Source organism: Shewanella abyssi, from assembly GCF_023284025.1.
Classification (GTDB): Bacteria; Pseudomonadota; Gammaproteobacteria; order Enterobacterales; family Shewanellaceae; genus Shewanella; species Shewanella abyssi.
This window is the reverse complement of sequence record NZ_JAKIKR010000073.1, coordinates 1-16,741: the sequence shown is the minus strand read 5'-3', so window position 1 is coordinate 16,741 and position 16,741 is coordinate 1. Positions and strand designations below refer to the sequence as shown.

General features: G+C 39.0%; 13 protein-coding genes and 1 pseudogene. 6 read left to right on the top strand and 8 right to left on the bottom strand.

The annotated features are described in order from the left end of the window. Positions 1 to 2 precede the first annotated feature (2 nt). The 4 genes from L2755_RS20345 to L2755_RS20330 form a co-directional block, all read right to left on the bottom strand. The gene (locus L2755_RS20345; RefSeq protein WP_248982503.1) at positions 3 to 323 is read right to left on the bottom strand and encodes a hypothetical protein; all 321 of its coding nucleotides are present in this window, start codon (positions 321 to 323) and stop codon (positions 3 to 5) included. After that, positions 304 to 600 (bottom strand): hypothetical protein, encoded by a 297-nt coding sequence (locus L2755_RS20340; RefSeq protein ID WP_248982502.1) that lies wholly within the window; start codon positions 598 to 600, stop codon positions 304 to 306. The genes L2755_RS20345 and L2755_RS20340 overlap by 20 nt, the downstream gene beginning before the upstream one ends. Next, entirely contained in the window at positions 587 to 757 is a 171-nt protein-coding gene (locus tag L2755_RS20335) for a hypothetical protein (RefSeq protein ID WP_248982501.1), read from the bottom strand. The genes L2755_RS20340 and L2755_RS20335 overlap by 14 nt, the downstream gene beginning before the upstream one ends. 65 nt (positions 758 to 822) lie before the next feature. Continuing rightward, a complete protein-coding gene (locus L2755_RS20330) occupies positions 823 to 2,556 on the bottom strand; it encodes a hypothetical protein (RefSeq protein WP_248982500.1) in 1,734 nt (577 codons plus the stop codon). Between the two features lie 860 nt (positions 2,557 to 3,416). Between L2755_RS20330 and L2755_RS20325 the strand changes: the two genes are divergently transcribed. Next, complete coding sequence (locus tag L2755_RS20325; RefSeq protein WP_248982499.1) at positions 3,417 to 4,403, top strand: hypothetical protein; 987 nt, start codon at positions 3,417 to 3,419, stop codon at positions 4,401 to 4,403. A gap of 53 nt (positions 4,404 to 4,456) precedes the next feature. Here L2755_RS20325 and L2755_RS20320 read toward each other — a convergent pair whose 3' ends face one another. Continuing rightward, positions 4,457 to 6,484 carry a recombinase family protein gene (locus L2755_RS20320; protein ID WP_248982498.1) on the bottom strand — a complete coding sequence of 676 codons (2,028 nt, stop codon included), beginning with the start codon at positions 6,482 to 6,484 and terminating at the stop codon, positions 4,457 to 4,459. Between the two features lie 277 nt (positions 6,485 to 6,761). Between L2755_RS20320 and L2755_RS20310 the strand changes: the two genes are divergently transcribed. From L2755_RS20310 to L2755_RS20295, 4 genes are all read left to right on the top strand, one after another. Further along, complete coding sequence (locus tag L2755_RS20310) at positions 6,762 to 7,190, top strand: hypothetical protein (RefSeq protein ID WP_248982497.1); 429 nt, start codon at positions 6,762 to 6,764, stop codon at positions 7,188 to 7,190. 86 nt (positions 7,191 to 7,276) lie between these two features. Next, positions 7,277 to 7,738, top strand: a complete 462-nt coding sequence (locus L2755_RS20305) for a NanQ anomerase/TabA/YiaL family protein (RefSeq protein WP_248982496.1) — start codon at positions 7,277 to 7,279, stop codon at positions 7,736 to 7,738. A 24-nt stretch (positions 7,739 to 7,762) separates the two neighbouring features. Continuing rightward, on the top strand, positions 7,763 to 8,296 hold the full coding sequence (locus L2755_RS20300; protein WP_248982495.1) for a protein tyrosine phosphatase family protein: 534 nt from the start codon (positions 7,763 to 7,765) through the stop codon (positions 8,294 to 8,296). Between the two features lie 326 nt (positions 8,297 to 8,622). After that, on the top strand, positions 8,623 to 10,908 hold the full coding sequence (locus L2755_RS20295; protein ID WP_248982494.1) for an aminotransferase class V-fold PLP-dependent enzyme: 2,286 nt from the start codon (positions 8,623 to 8,625) through the stop codon (positions 10,906 to 10,908). A gap of 129 nt (positions 10,909 to 11,037) precedes the next feature. Here the strand turns inward: L2755_RS20295 and mepA are convergent, their stop codons facing one another. The 3 genes and pseudogenes from mepA to L2755_RS20280 all read right to left on the bottom strand — a co-directional run. Continuing rightward, positions 11,038 to 11,931: a penicillin-insensitive murein endopeptidase gene (gene mepA / locus L2755_RS20290; protein WP_248982493.1), complete on the bottom strand. Its 894-nt coding sequence runs from the start codon at positions 11,929 to 11,931 to the stop codon at positions 11,038 to 11,040. A gap of 688 nt (positions 11,932 to 12,619) precedes the next feature. Then, entirely contained in the window at positions 12,620 to 14,647 is a 2,028-nt protein-coding gene (locus L2755_RS20285) for a hypothetical protein (RefSeq protein ID WP_248982492.1), read from the bottom strand. A 211-nt stretch (positions 14,648 to 14,858) separates the two neighbouring features. Next, a pseudogene (locus tag L2755_RS20280) lies at positions 14,859 to 15,303 on the bottom strand (ISAs1 family transposase); the annotation flags it as partial. 192 nt (positions 15,304 to 15,495) lie between these two features. On the opposite strand from L2755_RS20280, the gene L2755_RS20275 reads away from it, so the two are divergent. Beyond that, positions 15,496 to 16,527, top strand: coding sequence for a transposase (locus tag L2755_RS20275; RefSeq protein WP_248982491.1), 1,032 nt, complete (start codon positions 15,496 to 15,498; stop codon positions 16,525 to 16,527). Positions 16,528 to 16,741: the final 214 nt, after the last annotated feature.

The following is a 16,741-nucleotide window of genomic DNA, read 5'->3' as shown; positions in this document are numbered from 1 at the left end:
AGCTAAACTTTTGGGTATCTATTCATTGGTGGATAAAGCCTCACATCTAGTGCTTTATTCGCCAACATCATGATTACTTTTTCTAGCAAATTGATGATCTTAGATTGAAATGCTCTAGTTTGAACCAGTGAAGCAAACTCATCATCATCCATCTCAAAGATCTGCTGAATCTCTTCCATCAGTAATACCTTATAAAAATGAATGAAATACTCAAGGCTAAAGTCTTGCTCTTTGCCTAGCTCATTTATGCGTTCTGAGTGGCGGTGAAAATGCCGTTCAATCAGGTTGATAGAGCGTTGGAAGCTAACGCTGAGGTCTGCCATTGAAACTGCCTCCTGACTTACCTGAGCTTTTGCTGTTTCTTTTTTCGAACTTTATTAATTCTAAGTTACGCTTAACATCATCTGAATTTTCGTATTCGATACAAGCTCTTTTAGGGGCTGAAAGGTCATCATCAGAGTTAATGAGCTTTTCTAATCGCTGAATCATCATGATCACTGATGGCTTTTCAATTAGATCTTCTATCTGAGCAAGGTGGTAAATCCCGTTTTCAATAAAATGGATATCTGTAGTTGGATTTTGATGCTTAATTCTCATCATTTACCCTCCTAAGTAAATCTTTCTTGATAACAGTTGATAGAGTGTTTAACTCTAGCTCTAAGCCTAGAATAATCTTAGGGTCGGTAGTGATTCTTTCTGCTTTAGCCAAGTACGTTAAAGCTTGTTTTATATTTTCTATATCATTACTTTTATTCATTTAATTTTATCCTTCTTTATTTAATCGTTACATAAAAAATCTATTGTGCAATAGCTGAGTAAAAATTATGGTTTACTGATTTTGTTTGATAGTTTTGCCTCTGAATCGATACTGTTTAGCTGCTCAAATGACTTTATTTCTTCTACTAGAGCCATTTTTACGCTATCAGGTAGTTCATCTATCATCTCAAGCTGAAAGAGCGTTAGAGATGCTGAATGAGGTGTTGGTTGTAACTTCCAAATATCGATGGCTTCAAGCATTTTTTTTTGCTGCTGGGCGGTGGAGTTCTTAATTTCTTCAAGCTTTTCTGATTGAAGAGCTATGTTTTGACTTAGCTCATTAGATTTGTCTTGCAGCATGTTAAATCTAGATTGTTGCCTTAGATGAATGGGTAGTGACTCTTCAAGCATTGCCTGAATGTTGGAAAATTCTCTTCTTTCAGAAGTGCTTAGTATTCGCAAAGCAATTTTTTTACGATTGAAAAACGTCTTTTGTAAATGGATTAACATACTTAACTGGGTAATCTGCCCGCAACACACCATTATCTTTGGGGGCTGCTTCTTAGTTGAATCGATATTCAGCAATTCTGGAAAGATATCAGGGTATAAATGAATTGCCTGTTGCTTTGCCATTTCGAGATATTGTTGTGAAAAAGTCCTTTTCTGAGCAGGGTTATTTGATGATGCTTTTATGAAAAAATGGCAATTAGCTCCAGTCTCTAAATCTTGACTTTTTCCTTCATCTGCGTGATATGTAGCAAACATAATGTCATTATCAGGGAAATGCTTCTTGTAAAACTCAACCCCAGCTTTTAACATCTCTTTTTTTGACTCACCAGTGATTACGACACCATTGCAGTGAGGAATTTTTAGTACTGATTCAAAAATTGCACTAGCGTTTCTCGTTATAACTTGACGGTTTGAAGATGTTTTTTTCAATGAGATATGTTTACGTCTATGACACTGATAATTATCGAAAACTTTAAATTTATTTTCGATGTGCTTTTTAGATAATCCCATTGTAATAAACTGTGTTTTCAGCGTTTCTCTGAATTTTGCCACTTGTGGTTTTAGTGATGCACTAGTTAGATCTACTAACTTGTTTTCAGGAGTCTCCCATTTAGATATTTGAGTAATGAATTGAGTTTTTGAAGGGTGGTTATCAGGCAGTATTTTTTTTAGTTTTGAGAAGTAACTGCTTCTATATCTTGATGCCGTGGCCAGATCACTCCTATGATTAATATCCGCCTTATTATTTCCAATGCTAATGATTTTATCAAAATCAGCTAGTACTTGATCACGATGATTTGATTGAAATTCTTGATGGGACATGTACATCCCATCAACGTAATAATGGTTGTTCTTACTAAGTTCTGGCAACCATTCCTGCGTTCGGTTTTGAACAAAACGTGTTGAATGGAAAATACTACTTTTAAGCGCTTCTAGACTTGAGGCACCTTTTTTTCGAAAAGAATAGCTGACAGTGTTATATCTCATCGTAATAAATTTGCTGTACTCAATATTTTGTGAGCTTGTGAATTTTTTGAAAATGGTTGATAGATCTTTTCTAAAAGCGAAATTGTTCAATATTCTATTTTTAGATTTATTTGTTACTACTGATTTTTTTGCAGCACTTTTAAATATTTTATCTAATTCCTGTTGTTCCCTCGTTGCTTCAATTGAAGCAATATTTTCATCGGTTGCCTTTTTTGATGCTAAATATTTTGACTTGGATATTTCATTCATGCCATTTTGGAAATCACGTTCATTTTTTATTTTCATAATATCTTTATTATCCATATTAGTTCCTCTAGTTGGTTGTGATGAAAATTGTTACTTTTAAAGTAACCTGAAGAAAAATTAAACAAGCTGGCGAGTTTCAAGTTTCAAATCAGGTTTACTGTCTTATATTTTAATATTTACTTACTTCAGTTTTAACATGAGATTTGTATATAAAAAGCGCTTGTCTGATTAAAAGCAATAGCTATTGGTTTATTTGTAGTTTTTAAGGTTATTACTGGTGGGTTGAACAAAGGCGTTTTAAGTGAAAAATGTAAAAACATCTTGGTATAACAAAGGCGTAAACTGTGAAATTTTGGCTAAGGGGTGATAGGAGAGTTGAAAATAGGCGTTAAAAACAGAAAATCTAAAGTTATACTGGTAAAAATATAGATTTATATGTGGGTAGTACAGCCCATGACTAATGAATATCAATGATAGATATTTTCAGTTGAGCTTCTAAAGTTCTTTTGATTTTAACACAGAATGGCTTTTGCTCTTAATACACTAGATTAGAGAAAATATTTAATGTCAGTAGATACAATTTCAATTAGGTAAAGTGATTTAGCACTTTACAAATTACAGCGATATGCATTTGTATTTTATTACTTATTAACACTTATAATTGATTTTTAAAACTTATCAGGTACACCTTTAGTTAGTTTTGTTGTTTTTTATCAATAGTTTATTCTAGTGACGGTGTTCTGCTAAACGCCCGTAATATTCTATTAATCGCCCTCCTTGTTTTCTTAAACGCCCAATATATTCTCTTAAACGCCCAAGATGTTCTCTTAAACGCCCATCTAAAAAAGTTCAACAAGCTATTGAAACATTATTTTTTTATGTAACAGTATAAATATGAGCATTTTATCGAGGGAATTATGCAACAAATTAGAACTAAAAATGGCAAAGAATACTATGTGAATATCGAAGCTGGTGAGTTTGAGATCCCGCAACTATTTTTGGAGTCACCGCTTTTCTTACCTGAAAGTAGAAAGAAAAAAGATCAAATTGAGATTGGCGATAGTGATGAAGAAAGGAGATATCAAGATGTTGAGCATGATGTTTCCCTGTTCAAAGGCTTAGAAACAATGACAATTAATGGTCCACAGTTAAATCTGTTAAGAGATTATCCTGTTTTCCATTACATTTTTTCTCAAATTGACAATTTTAGCGAGCATAACGGTAAGTTAATTTTTTCTGCATCTAAGCTCATCAAAACGTGCTGGCCAAGGCATAAAGTTAACGGGAAGCCTGTCAAGATGCGTCAGTCATTGAGGAATGAACTGAGAGTAGTGCTTTTAAAACTAAACAAATGCCAAATCAGCTATACATTAAATGATGATAGTTGGGGGGCAATAACTCTCATATCTGATTTTCACTATAACCCTCAGAGTGACGATTGCACTATACATATATCGCCAAAATTACAAAATCTTGCGCAGCTTGCTAAAAAGCAAAAATCGAGTCTTACAATTTTTTTGTCTATTAACTCACAGGCGGGGCGGTTTGCTTACTTAACTTACGTTTCCAATAACTGGAAAACGAACACTAAAAAAGCTTCAGTGAATCAGTTTACGCTCAGTGTTCCCGCAATTTTGAAATCTTTCGGTAAAGAATTATTGCTTACTGATAAAGAGTTGACAGACCTTGAAGAGAAACGAAGCAAACATGGCTTGAAACTAGTCAATTGTAGTAATGAAAAAGAAGAGTTAACTTACAAACGTAATAACATAAGGCTGTTTAAGCTAGGGCTGAAAGAGCTTCAAGAGAAAGAAATTATTCATAGCTTTGAACATATTGAGCAAAGCTGTGAGATTGATGGAAAAATCAAAATAGTTCGTTCCATAGAGAAGAGGAGCCAATGAGATGTAGCAGCTCAGACTTGATCTTACAGCCACCCATTTTTGGAAGGTCGCTGTCACTCTTGCGGTAGATAAGCCGCTCCTGATGCATCATATTGAATTTGGTCATATAAATCATTATCGATAATCTCATAACTTCTACGGCGTAGTGTTTTCCAGTTTTGATTAATAGCAGAGTTTACGATTTCATTGATATCACGTAATTCTTTAGGTGCAACTTCATACGCTCGTCTAAGGTTTAATACATCTTGGTATGTTGGTGCATCAGTATTAAATCGCTTTAACTTTATTTTTAAGTGAGCACATATCCCCGAACTATATGCCTCTAAAGCTTCAACCTCTGACTCAGTGACCTCTGTAGAGAAAACACTTAGCGTACCTTCTCTATAACACTGATTTAGATAATTATCTGTAAAACTAAAGGAATCTGCAAGTTGTTGCTTAAAATAGTTTAAGTCGAATACGACCCAAGCACTCTGATTAACACCATCAATTGCAATGTACTGAATTATATCAATTAAGTGTGTGTTAATTGTTCTACGTTGAATATATGTAGCTAATTCATCTTCACTATTAAAAGTGTCCATAACTAGTGATAAATTATCTTGAAATGAAGCATAGTTGACACTTCTCGATACCGTGAATAACTTTTCTTCTAAATGCGTTAACTCCAAACGAAGCTTGGCTCTTCTTGACGTTAGTTCAGTTCTCGCTTTTTTTGTATCTAGATCGTTTGTATCTACAAGTAGTAAATGAGTCGCATTGCTTACTTTTGTTTCAATAATTACTAGTTCTTCACTAATTTTGTTTTGTTGATTTCTTATACTATTTTTTTCATCTTCTTCGTTATATTTTGAATTATCAAATAACAGTGACAGCTCTAACTCTGTAAGAGTCTTGAGTATAGTTTTTTCAAAAGTATCAAAGTATCTTACAGCTCTGTTGCCGCACTTTTTGAACTTAGTTCCCTCGGAACATTGCAAATATACACATTTACCTCCTTCAGCCTTCGACCCCTTTTTACTAAATAATGTCATAGAAGCACCGCAATATGAACACTTTACAATTTTAGTAAATAGGTTGGTACATTTCTTTGCTACCTTGCCTTTTTGATACACAGCCCTAAGTGCAATCTCTTCTCTGGCTGCGTTAAATATAGTTTCTTCAATTACTGGAGGGAAATAATCCTCAATTGGATTACCACTCAGTATCCGCTCTCTTTTGCCTGTAGTTTCGTTTACAGGGTTAGTAAATAGCTGGTGCTCTCCGATTAAGCGCCTATCGTTAAGTAGTCGAAGAACGTATGAATCATTAAAAGTCGAGGCTGCATTTTTTCTTTCACCCGTAAACGGCTTAACTCCTTCATTCTCTAGTACTCTAGCTATTTGAGTTGAGCCGAGTCCCCCAGAACCATTTCCAAGACCTGAAATTGCCAATTCAAATATCCGTTCAATTACCTCTTTTCTTTCTTCTATAGGCTTAAAGTACTTCTTACCATCAGCACCAGTGACCTTGCTAAGCCACCAAGGAGCCATTGATGGTAAAAGAACGGGATACTGCCCATCATTGTTTTTACTTGCTTCCTCTCTCGCATTTTTCCAAAACTCATTCAAGTGATAGCTTTTTCTTGCCGACTCCTCATGTGCTGAAGACATCTTTGATATTGATATGATTAAGTCAGTCATATCGCAACTATCCTCATTGTATTCTTTACCGTCTTTAGCTATATAAACTCTTATTCCATTGTTTATTAGCTCTAAAAAACGCTGTTGAGCTAAACGAACTTTAGCTCTAGAAAACCGAGAGAAGTCTTCGATAATTAGTACTGTTCCTCTTGGGATTTTGCCGTCTTTCACTTTCTGGATCAAGATACCTAGCGCACCATCATCCGAAAAGTTTTCTGAGTAAAATGCTGACTTTGCACTGTCTCTAAGAATATAATCTTCGTTGATTTCATAGCCATTTTTTTCTAGCCAACTTGATGCAACACTCAATTGTCGCCTTTCACTGTCGCCTAATGCTTGAGTACCTGTGCTCCAACGCAAATAACTAATTACAATTGGTTTTTTTTCAGTTGATTGCATTGGAAATCTCACTATCTTGATTGACTCATATGTTGCAATTGATTGTATCGGTGTTTAGCTCTGATTACCAATCCACTTGGGTCCACCGGATGCCGCGAATAATTGGCTAAACAGTTCGGGTTTCATGCCATTTTGCTAAGCGTTTTAAAGGCTTTTGGACCTGCTATGAATCGTAAAGAAGACACTCTCACCTCAAACATTTAAACAATAATTAACTTTTCACTTACTTACCGAGTAGCGTAAACTTGATCTTTAATGGAAGCAACAAGGATGTATTATGGAAAATACCACTGTCATCAAACCCTTTCAAAGAGTCGGCTATGCAGTCATTGGCATTAGCCTCGCTTTCTTAACGATTCACTCTAGCTACGACAATGGTATTCTCGACTATGTCATTCTGCTGAGTTTGGCATTGAGTACTGCCTGGCTCACGCATTTATTGTGGACTCAACGCATTATATTTACAGCCTCTGAAGTCACTTTTATTAAGATGATGACAAAGTCAGATACCCGCATGCCCGAGACATTGACGCTGAATTATCAAGACATCGACTCGGTACGCCTACTGGGCGATCATCTTTTTATCCATTCCAGCCTCGGCAAAATTAACTTTCCCCTTAAGCCAAAATCTTCGCTGGCGGCAAAGATAAGACACGCTTTTGAAGCTAAGGGCATCACATTTGAAGTGAACTCCTGTATCGCCTAATGGCAGATAACGCTAAACTTCTGTTTATTGAAATCTTAAGCTAACTTCGATGGCTTAGCTTAAGCGACCTTATAGACGAGAAGATTATGATTGTAGACACGCTAGCAAATCGAAACCTATACAGCCACATCAGCCCTCGCATTGCTAAAGCGCTTGCACACCTGAGTGAAACTGACTTTAGCCAGCTCGAGGTGGGCACATACGAACTCGATGGCAAGGATCTGTTTGTTATCGTCAACGATTATGAAACTAAGCCCAGAGAAATGGAGCCTTTTGAAGTCCACCAGCAGTATATCGATGTGCAATACGTTTTTAGTGGTGAAGAGGAGTTTGGCTACTTACCATTGGCAGACCAAACACCCTCAAAACCCTATTTTGCCAAACATGATTACGCCGAGTTTGATTACCAATCCAATAAAGACGCAGCAGCCTTTATTCCGTTTAAAGCAGGGATGTTTGCCCTCTTCTTTCCAGAAGACATGCATATGCCAGGCACCAGTGCGACCCCAAAACAAGTTCGAAAGGTCGTCATAAAAGTCAAAATATAGTACGCCATTAAAAGGGACAACATCATGAGATTTATCTTTCTACTCGCGAGCTTACTCAGTTCAATGGCGATTGCAGAAGTTGCAAATGAGAACTTACAAGACATAAAAGCAGTACAGTTTAATGACGGCAGCATTATCACTTCAGGGTTACCGACCAAAGCTCAATTTCCCGCATTACAGCAAGCAGGTGTTGAGTTAGTGATCAACCTCATACCCGTTGGAAACTCCAGTGGTTATGCCGACGAAGCCAGTCTAGTCACCAGCGCCGGAATGCAATATCAACAGATAGATGTTGACTGGAAGCAGCCTACAGTTGCCAATGTTGAACAATTTTTTACCATTATGGATGCCAATAAAGGCAAAAACATATTGATCCATTGCGCCGCTAATTACCGCGCTTCGGCCTTTTATTACCTATATGAACTCAAGCAAGGAAAGGCCGACTCAGTCGACTTTAAGCAGCAAACGATGCAACCTTGGGGTGATTTACCACAAAGCTTGGCTCAATACCCACAGTGGGATGACCTGATTGAGACAGTCAAAGCTAATAACCTGTAATACAGCAAGCTATTACTTAGAATATTAGATATACACCCAATTAAAGCGCCGATTAAACGGCGCTTTTTTATTGCCTAAAATAGACCGAGACTCTCCAAGTTAACTATCGTTATCGACTAAACAATTGAGATATAAAGGGTTCACTACACCCTCTTGCACACTTTGCCTGTCACCGCTGCCCCTCTCCTTTTGTGACAACTGCGACTGAGAAAACGTGATCTTGATCATTACTCTCAACCTGTTAATATAGCCTCAAGATATTAGTTATTCCCAAAAGTTATAAGCCGCGTTGGGCGATAGAACAATAATAATAAAGAGCTAAACAGATGAATAACACCACTGAATTAACCCAAATTTACCTTGATGCTAATGCTACAACCCCCGTACTGCCTCAAGCAGCAGCTGCCGCTTTATCGGCTATGGAAACTCTTTTTGGCAACCCAAGTAGTAGTCACATCACCGGATTACAAGCTAAAAATTTAATGGAACAAACTCGCCTAAGAGCAAAAACCTTGCTTGGCAGCGGTGAGGGAAAGCTGATATTTACTAGCGGCGCAACGGAAGGGATCCAAACTTCAATTTTATCGGCGCTGATGGCTGCAAAAAACACTATGTCAGCGGATAAAAGCTATTCGGTACTTTATGGTTCAACCGAGCATAAGGCCGTGCCTGAATCCTTAAAGCACTGGCTCAATGTGCTAGATATTACGGCTAATGTAAAAGCGATTCCGGTTGATCAGTTTGGCATACTTGATCATGAGTTTATCAGCCAAGAAGCGCCAAACGCGCTGATGATTTGCACCATGGCAGTCAATAATGAAACCGGTGTATTTCAGGACTTATCTGCATTAGAAAATACCATTCGTAGCGCAAACCCTGACATCTATTGGATGGTTGATTGTGTTCAAGCACTAGGGAAAACTGCGCTTGATTTGCAGAGTACCAGCATCGATTATGCGCCTTTCAGTGGTCATAAACTTTACGCGCCAAAGGGGATTGGTTTCGTCTATATACGAGATAGCGCACCATTCACCTCTTTTATTGCCGGTGGTGGCCAAGAAAGTGGCCTGCGTTCAGGAACTGAAAACCTACCAGGTATGGCTGCGCTTAACGTTATATTTGAGATGTTGCTGTGCCCTAACGATTCAACATTTTCCAGCAGCGAACAACTAACAAAGTATCGACAACAGATTGCCGCTACTTTAGTTGAGTGTTTCCCCGACATAGTGTTTAACAACAGCTTTAACCATAGCGTTGCCACCACCATCAACTTTGCCGTGCCTAGTTTTAGCAGCAAAGAGCTCATGGACCTTTTTGATGCCGCCAACATTCGCGTCAGCTCGGGTTCCGCTTGCAGCTCTAAAGTCAGTAGAAGTTTTGTATTGGACGCCATGGGGTTGCCCGCTTGGCAAAGTGAAGCAGCTATCCGCATGTCCTTTGGTCCCGCGATGACTCAAGCAGAAGTAGACACAGCCTGTTTGCGGATTAAAACAGCGTCAAACGCACTCACGCAAAGCTGCATGATATTAGACGACAGCAGCGACATCGCCGACAAGACACAACTAGATGGCTTGTTGCAGTTACGCTCTGGTGCTAGCTGCACTTGGGTTTATGTTGATTCCGCCAGCAAACAAGCGCTGATTATTGACCCTCTGCCTGAATTGATCCAAAGACTCGACACCTTGCTGCAATGTCAGCAGCTAACGCTCGTTGCTGCAATCGATACCCACGGCCATGCCGATCATCAGTCTGGACGTGAACTGCTGGTTGAACGTTACTTAGCAAAGCAGCAGTCCGATGCATTAGGTTGGCTAGTCACTCAAGAGAATACACAACACCAGGGTCACCAATACCAAACCATTCGCATAGGTTCGAAGCAGTTAGTCAGAGTGCCGACTCCGGGGCATACTGGCGATAGTATTAGCTTGCTGCTGTGCTCAACGCCACTGACCTTAGACAATTTACCGCAGCAAACTCAGTACGCTTTTTGTGGTGATACCATATTGATGGGCAGTCTTGGCAGAACGAACTTTGACTCCAGCTCTAGCCCTGAATTGTTTCATAGCCTGAAGCTGATCAGGGACTGCATTAGTAGTAATACCTTGATCTGTGCCAGCCATGATTACAACAATGAATTCACTACCTGCCTAGAGGCAGAGATAGGCCGCAACAACTTGCTAAAAGCGGTACTCAATGAAGGATTATCTGTAGAACATTTTCAGCAGCTTAAATCAAAGTTAGACAGCAACCTTAATGATGAAGTCGGCACTGAGATCATCTGTGGCGCTTTCGTTGGCAGTTGCGATAAATCAAAGATAAAAGAATATGATGCAATAAGCCTTAATGCGGCAATGCAGCAAGATAATAGCGTGATGATTATTGATATCCGTGAGCCCCATGAATATGCCTTGAATCACTCAAAGCAATCGAGTCAGAACGTGCCATTGACCCGCTTAGTGCAATTTATTCAGCAACATCAACAAGACAAAGATAGGCAGTGGGTATTAGTTTGTCGCAGTGGTAGCCGCTCAATGATTGCGGCGCAAGCCATGCACCGACTTGGGTTTGAACAGGTCTCTCATCTCAAAGGTGGCTACGCATTAAGCTCATAAACTAGTACTGAAACATTAGAACTGAAAAACTAGTACAGAGATATTAGTACTGAGAAATGAGTTCTAAAAAATTAACGCCCGGCATCGAATGATGCCGGGCTTTTTTATTGATACTCAAGCTGATAATCGTTATTTACTAGCACTGTAGTGGAGTAGCTGAGCACACTGTTTTGGTTTGAGCTTTTCATTTTTCTTTTTAGCGGTTTTGGCTGTCTTTTTAGACGGCGATTTAGGCTTAGTTTGCGTCATCTGTTGCTTCCACCAGCCCAGTTCATTACAACCGTTGCCCTTAGGAATCGCTGCCTGACTAATGCAGCTACCATCACCCTTAGGGCAATGTAATCTCACGTGAATATGATAGGTATGCCCCCACCAAGGGCGTACTTTACTCAGCCAGTGATCATTGGCTAATTCCATATTACATAAGTGCTGTTTAATCACCGGACTCACAAAAATGCGTGCCACGCGGCTGTCTTCAGCTGCCAGTTTCAACATCTGAGTATGTTGTGGTTGCCATTGCTGACTATCAAGCGTGAATTGCTTGGGATCTACGATATCAAATGGTTGTGGTTGCTCTCGCTGCACCGTTGTTAATACCTGCTGTGTCAGCTTAAGCCAGATATCAACATCTAGCCCTATTTGATGGCTTGAATGACCATGGCTAAAGTTACCACCACGTGGCATCGACATGTCTGCGATTAATAGATCGCTGTGGTTATCAGTTTGAAAATCACTGGCAAAGTCAGTGATAAATGAGATAAGTAACGGATGACCATAATAGCGCTGTCGCTCGGTACGAATGACTTGGAATCCTGCTCCGGATAAAGGGAGGGCTTCAGCCCCCGACAAACAGCCATTGGCATAGCTGCCCACCGCGGAAACACCTCCTCCATAAGGAGTATCAACCTGTTCCCACTGATTAGCATATAAGCCAGAAGAGATAAAAATCAGCATCATGCTCAATAAGCACGATAATCGACTTAAGCTAGCGCTACCTAACCACTCTCGCACCTTTACACTCATCTGCACCCAGCCCTAATAAGGTAAAACACCACCTAAGCCTAACTCACAATCCCAAATTCGCTAAATCCCTCGATGGGTTTTATCTTTGCTGGTTTTTCTCGCCATGAACCGCTGGGTTTGATGAATGTTGAGATCTTCCTCGCTAAGGCGTGCAAGGGTTTGGCTAGCAGCTGCATTGCACATATGGTCATGCGCTTGCAGGAATATTTACGGTTCCCCCAATAACCAACTCTTAATGACTGGTAGGTTTTTAGGCTATCAGCTTATTTACAGCTGCTGAACTTAGTTCACATCTCACAGAGTTAATATTCAACGCCTTAATACTCACTAAATCCTCGTAATTCGCACCTTTTTCACAACATTCCGCAGCCGCAATATTGAAAACATTTCATCTGATGATTTGGAAAAATCTGAGTATTGATATCTGCTTGAAAGCTAGTTATGTTATTGATTATCAATGGCTGGCTAAGTGAAATCAATACTGTCAAAATTGCCAATGTACTGTCATTACACTTTATTGGCCTAGGGGGGTGATAAGAGTTTTAAACTATTGATGAAACATTACTCACTGGCAATTCAACAACTTCAATTGGAAAGTGAAGGCAACGCCTATGAAGCTATCTAAAATTTTGTGGGGAGCGTACAGACACTGACCCCACAAATTCTTAGAATCAACAACGCCACTATTTTACATATCGTTATAGCGTAAATATTCACCCGAATTTAAGAAAAAATAAGTCTTATTGAGGTACGTAGAATGAGTTCCTATAGCAGTAATCTCTTTGGATTGATCTTCTGTTAATCCCCATGAAGTTGTAGCCTTTGCGGTTTCATCAATTTTTTTTCCATTATATCTGATATAATTTCCAGTATTGAGAAAAAAATAAGTCTTCCCTGGATATTTGCTATCAAGTCCAACGCCTATAATACTTTTAGCTTCATCTGCACTCATGTTCCAATTAGTAGCCGTTGATCTTTCAGTTTCATCAATTTTTCCACTGGCATCATCGTACCTTAAATATTTACCTGTGCTTAGGAAAAAATAAGTTTTCCCCCGATGCTCAGAAGTAGTCCCAACGCCCACTAACACTTTTGCTTGATCTTCACTCAATCCCCAATGAGTAGCCGTTGATCTTTCAGTTTCATCAATTTCTTCACTGGCGTCATCGTATCTTAAATAGTTGCCTGTATTTAAGAAAAAATAAGTTTTACCTGGATTAGCTGAATCAGTGCCTACAGCAACTATAGCTTTAGCTTGATCTGCCGTTAATCCCCAAGAAGTGATATGCGCGGGATACCCAGTAGTATCCATGCCTGACTTAATCCCTTGTTTATGCATAATATTATTAATAACGACGGGAACATCTGGATATGAGTCAACACTAATGTTATTTGTGCTATCTACAGTAATTAATACTTCATGCAAACCAGAGTTAAAAGAAATAGCTTTATAAGCTGAATTTGGCGTTAAGCTATAAGAAATTACGTCTTGGGATGGAGTTCGAACTTCAGTATATGCAATAGTAATATCAACTAAATAATCAAAATTTTCTAATACAAAGAGTCCGCTTACATCGGTTTCTTCACCTTTCTTAATGATTAAATTTTCATTAGTATCTGCAAGATTAACAATCGTTGGAGGTATGCCTGAGCCACACTTAGTAACTTGACTATCATATGTTTGTAAATCTTTAAATACGCCGCCACTAACAATAGTTTGAATAGCTCCACTGTCATTGATATCTCTATCTTCTAGATCTTCTGTGTAAAATTCTCCTACACTTGCTAAAGAGCTAGCTGATTGTATGTATTTTGCAGCTTCCTCGAAAACATATCCCTCCGTTTGCCACCCTTCAGGATTTTGACAATAAGCTAAGTAGTTATCACCTTTATCAGCTAGCTTAATATCATAATCAGTATTATTTTTAATTTTAAACTGGTATGCAGGGAAATTTTTTATTCCAGGCTCTATCAGTTTCATTCCCACTAATTTTTGACCAAAGTTATAATAATGCTCGTAGTCTAACTGATAGGTAATTGGGTGGCTGGCGGTTATATCGACACCTAGTCTCGGATCACAATTATATACCGTCGAATCATAAGGATATGCAAAAGTAGGATTGTCATCACTATCATCATTGATGTTACCAAAAGCTAAAAACTGATCTTTCATGGTAGTAAAAAGTTCAAGAGAACCATTCTTTTGATAATAAGCCGTTAGAGTCGGGAAATTTTTTTTATATAATGGGCTGTGAATCATGTCGCTACCATCATAAGTTACATTTCTTAATTGATAATTTGTTGCATCTTTATTTAATTCCATACTACATCCGTGTAAAGAACCTATTCCGTCATAATAATAAACGACTGGCAGACTAGCTACCCAGTAAACAGTTGATATTCCAGAAGATATATCATTGCAATCCTCTCGATGATCACCACTATAATTAGTGCCAAAGATAATTTCTGCTTCTTCTGATGACTTATCTTCAGCTATCAGAGTAGCGCTGTTTTTTCCGGAACATGTCATTTTCATACTGTTGTAGACAGTGAAATAAATCGCTGGTAGTGAAGTTTTATCTTCATACGCAGTTCCATAAAGAGAAATAAATCCATTTGTACTATCAGTTTCAATCTTAAAATATTTAGCGTTATTCGCTAATAAACTAGTACTAATTAATGTGCACAATAATATTACAGTGGTTACTTTTTTCATTTAATTAAACCCTATTCCTTAGCAGTTATTTTAACAAAACCGAAATAAGTATAGACATACGAAAAGAAATAAAATAAAAAAAAGGGAGGACAGGCGCATCTTTTTGTGAATTAGACCATCCCCTACTAGGCTTTTAGTAACCTAATTTCTACTGCTTAGGTAAGGATGGCGCTCATGACCTCTGCTAGACGCAGGGCGACCGCATGAGTGTTTACTTTTTGCTCATCTGAGACAATCCTGCTCGTAACACCCTTTCTAAAAAGGATGTTTTCATCCACGCCCTTTTTTGTTTCGTAGGTATACTCACTTTTGTTGACTCTGCTCTCAACATCTTTAGTGATGTTTGCCTCAGTATGGCCCAGTTTTCTGCGCCATTATCTTTATAAATCTGACAGTTATCTTCTTTTAAAGAAGCATCAAGTACCCAGTGCAAGTTATTCTCAACGCCCCGTGACTCCTAACAGCTTCACCAATGACTCCTCGTCTAACTTGGCTGAGATGATGTAATAGCGATATTCAAGGCTCGGTTCCTTGCCTTTTACCTGCCTATAACTCATTGCCATTCCTAAGGTTTTAAGCTTTGGCCACTCAGGAAAATCGGCTGCAACCTCTTTAGCATTTAAGACATGGTAGCTACGAGCCTCTAGTCGGCCATGTTGCTTATTATGCAATAGGTTTTTTGATACGGACTGTCTGCATTCCGAAAAACTTGATTTTATAGCCTCATGCAATGAAAAAAGATGGCAAAAGATGGGACCAAAAGATGGGACAGGCATAGATTTTGTGCTTTAGAGCATCCTCTACTAACCTTTAAGTTACCTCAACTCAGTTTGTTTAGGATAGCGACTATGACTTCAGCTCGACGTACACTAATCGACCCTGAATCGACACCCTTTTATCACATTATAAATCGTTGCGTCAGAAGGGCTTACCTCTGCGGTGAAGATAAGCTGACAGGCAAGAATTTCGAACATAGACGCGGCTGGATTGTCGATAGAGTTAAGGCTCTGTCTGCTATTTTTTGTATCGATGTCTGTGCCTATGCGGTGATGAATAATCACTATCATCTAGTGCTGAAAATTGACCTTGATAGAGCGAATTCGCTGTCTAACCGCGAGGTAATTGAGCTTTGGTGTAAGGTGACTAAAGGACATGAAGTCGCGACTAAGTACATGAATGGCGATGCCTTAATTGAGGGTGAGCGGTTACTACTTGATGGTCTAATTGCTGAGTGGCATGAACGTCTATCGAGTATCTCTTGGTTTATGCGCTGCCTCAATGAAGAGATAGCGCGTAGGGCCAATCGTGAGGATGAATGTAAAGGCGCTTTCTGGGAAGGTCGTTTTAAGAGCCAAGCCTTACTCGATGAACAAGCACTCTTGGCGTGCATGATGTATGTTGATTTAAACCCTATCAGAGCTGGGATTGCTAACACACTCCAAGCATCTGATTATACGTCTATTCAGGAGCGCATTACCGAGCTAAGTACCTCGGATAAAAACACTAAACCAAATGATGATAAATCAGAATCAACTTCGAGTGAGCCACTCAAACCACTTGCCCAATTTGATGGTGCAGCCCATCTAGCGACTCAATCAGGTATCCCATTTCATTTCTGTGATTATTTACAACTTATTGATTGGACTGGCAGAGCCATTAGGCCTGATAAGAAAGGGGTTATTGACTCAAGCCAACCTAAATTACTCAATGAACTTGGCATTGCACCCGAGGCCTGGATTACCTCAGCGAAAGAGTTTCGCCGCCAATACAGTGGTATTAGTGGTCGTTGGGATGCTATGTGTGCTTTCAAAAAACAGCATAACTGTGGACATTGGTGTAAAGGCAAAGCCAGCAGTAATGCACTTCATCCATCTCCTTAGAAAGGTCTTCGCGGCTGAAGCCGCTCCTACATTAAAATCTGGTTAATAAAGAAACAAAAAAGTCGTAGCGAATTAGGGCTTCCGAATAAACTAAGATACTTTTTCTAATCAATGTCAGGCTTATTCGACTCAATGATCTAAAACATTTCTGTCCAGAAATGAGCTAGACGCTACTCTGAACTCACTGGCAGATCATCTGCAGTGGAACGTGCAA

Coding starts and splice junctions, on each gene's coding strand:
- L2755_RS20345 (WP_248982503.1), bottom strand. CDS start 323: ATGGCAGACCTCAGCGTTAGCTTCCAACGCTCTATCAACCTGATTGAA.
- L2755_RS20340 (WP_248982502.1), bottom strand. CDS start 600: ATGATGAGAATTAAGCATCAAAATCCAACTACAGATATCCATTTTATT.
- L2755_RS20335 (WP_248982501.1), bottom strand. CDS start 757: ATGAATAAAAGTAATGATATAGAAAATATAAAACAAGCTTTAACGTAC.
- L2755_RS20330 (WP_248982500.1), bottom strand. CDS start 2,556: ATGGATAATAAAGATATTATGAAAATAAAAAATGAACGTGATTTCCAA.
- L2755_RS20325 (WP_248982499.1), top strand. CDS start 3,417: ATGCAACAAATTAGAACTAAAAATGGCAAAGAATACTATGTGAATATC.
- L2755_RS20320 (WP_248982498.1), bottom strand. CDS start 6,484: ATGCAATCAACTGAAAAAAAACCAATTGTAATTAGTTATTTGCGTTGG.
- L2755_RS20310 (WP_248982497.1), top strand. CDS start 6,762: ATGGAAAATACCACTGTCATCAAACCCTTTCAAAGAGTCGGCTATGCA.
- L2755_RS20305 (WP_248982496.1), top strand. CDS start 7,277: ATGATTGTAGACACGCTAGCAAATCGAAACCTATACAGCCACATCAGC.
- L2755_RS20300 (WP_248982495.1), top strand. CDS start 7,763: ATGAGATTTATCTTTCTACTCGCGAGCTTACTCAGTTCAATGGCGATT.
- L2755_RS20295 (WP_248982494.1), top strand. CDS start 8,623: ATGAATAACACCACTGAATTAACCCAAATTTACCTTGATGCTAATGCT.
- mepA (WP_248982493.1), bottom strand. CDS start 11,931: ATGAGTGTAAAGGTGCGAGAGTGGTTAGGTAGCGCTAGCTTAAGTCGA.
- L2755_RS20285 (WP_248982492.1), bottom strand. CDS start 14,647: ATGAAAAAAGTAACCACTGTAATATTATTGTGCACATTAATTAGTACT.
- L2755_RS20275 (WP_248982491.1), top strand. CDS start 15,496: ATGACTTCAGCTCGACGTACACTAATCGACCCTGAATCGACACCCTTT.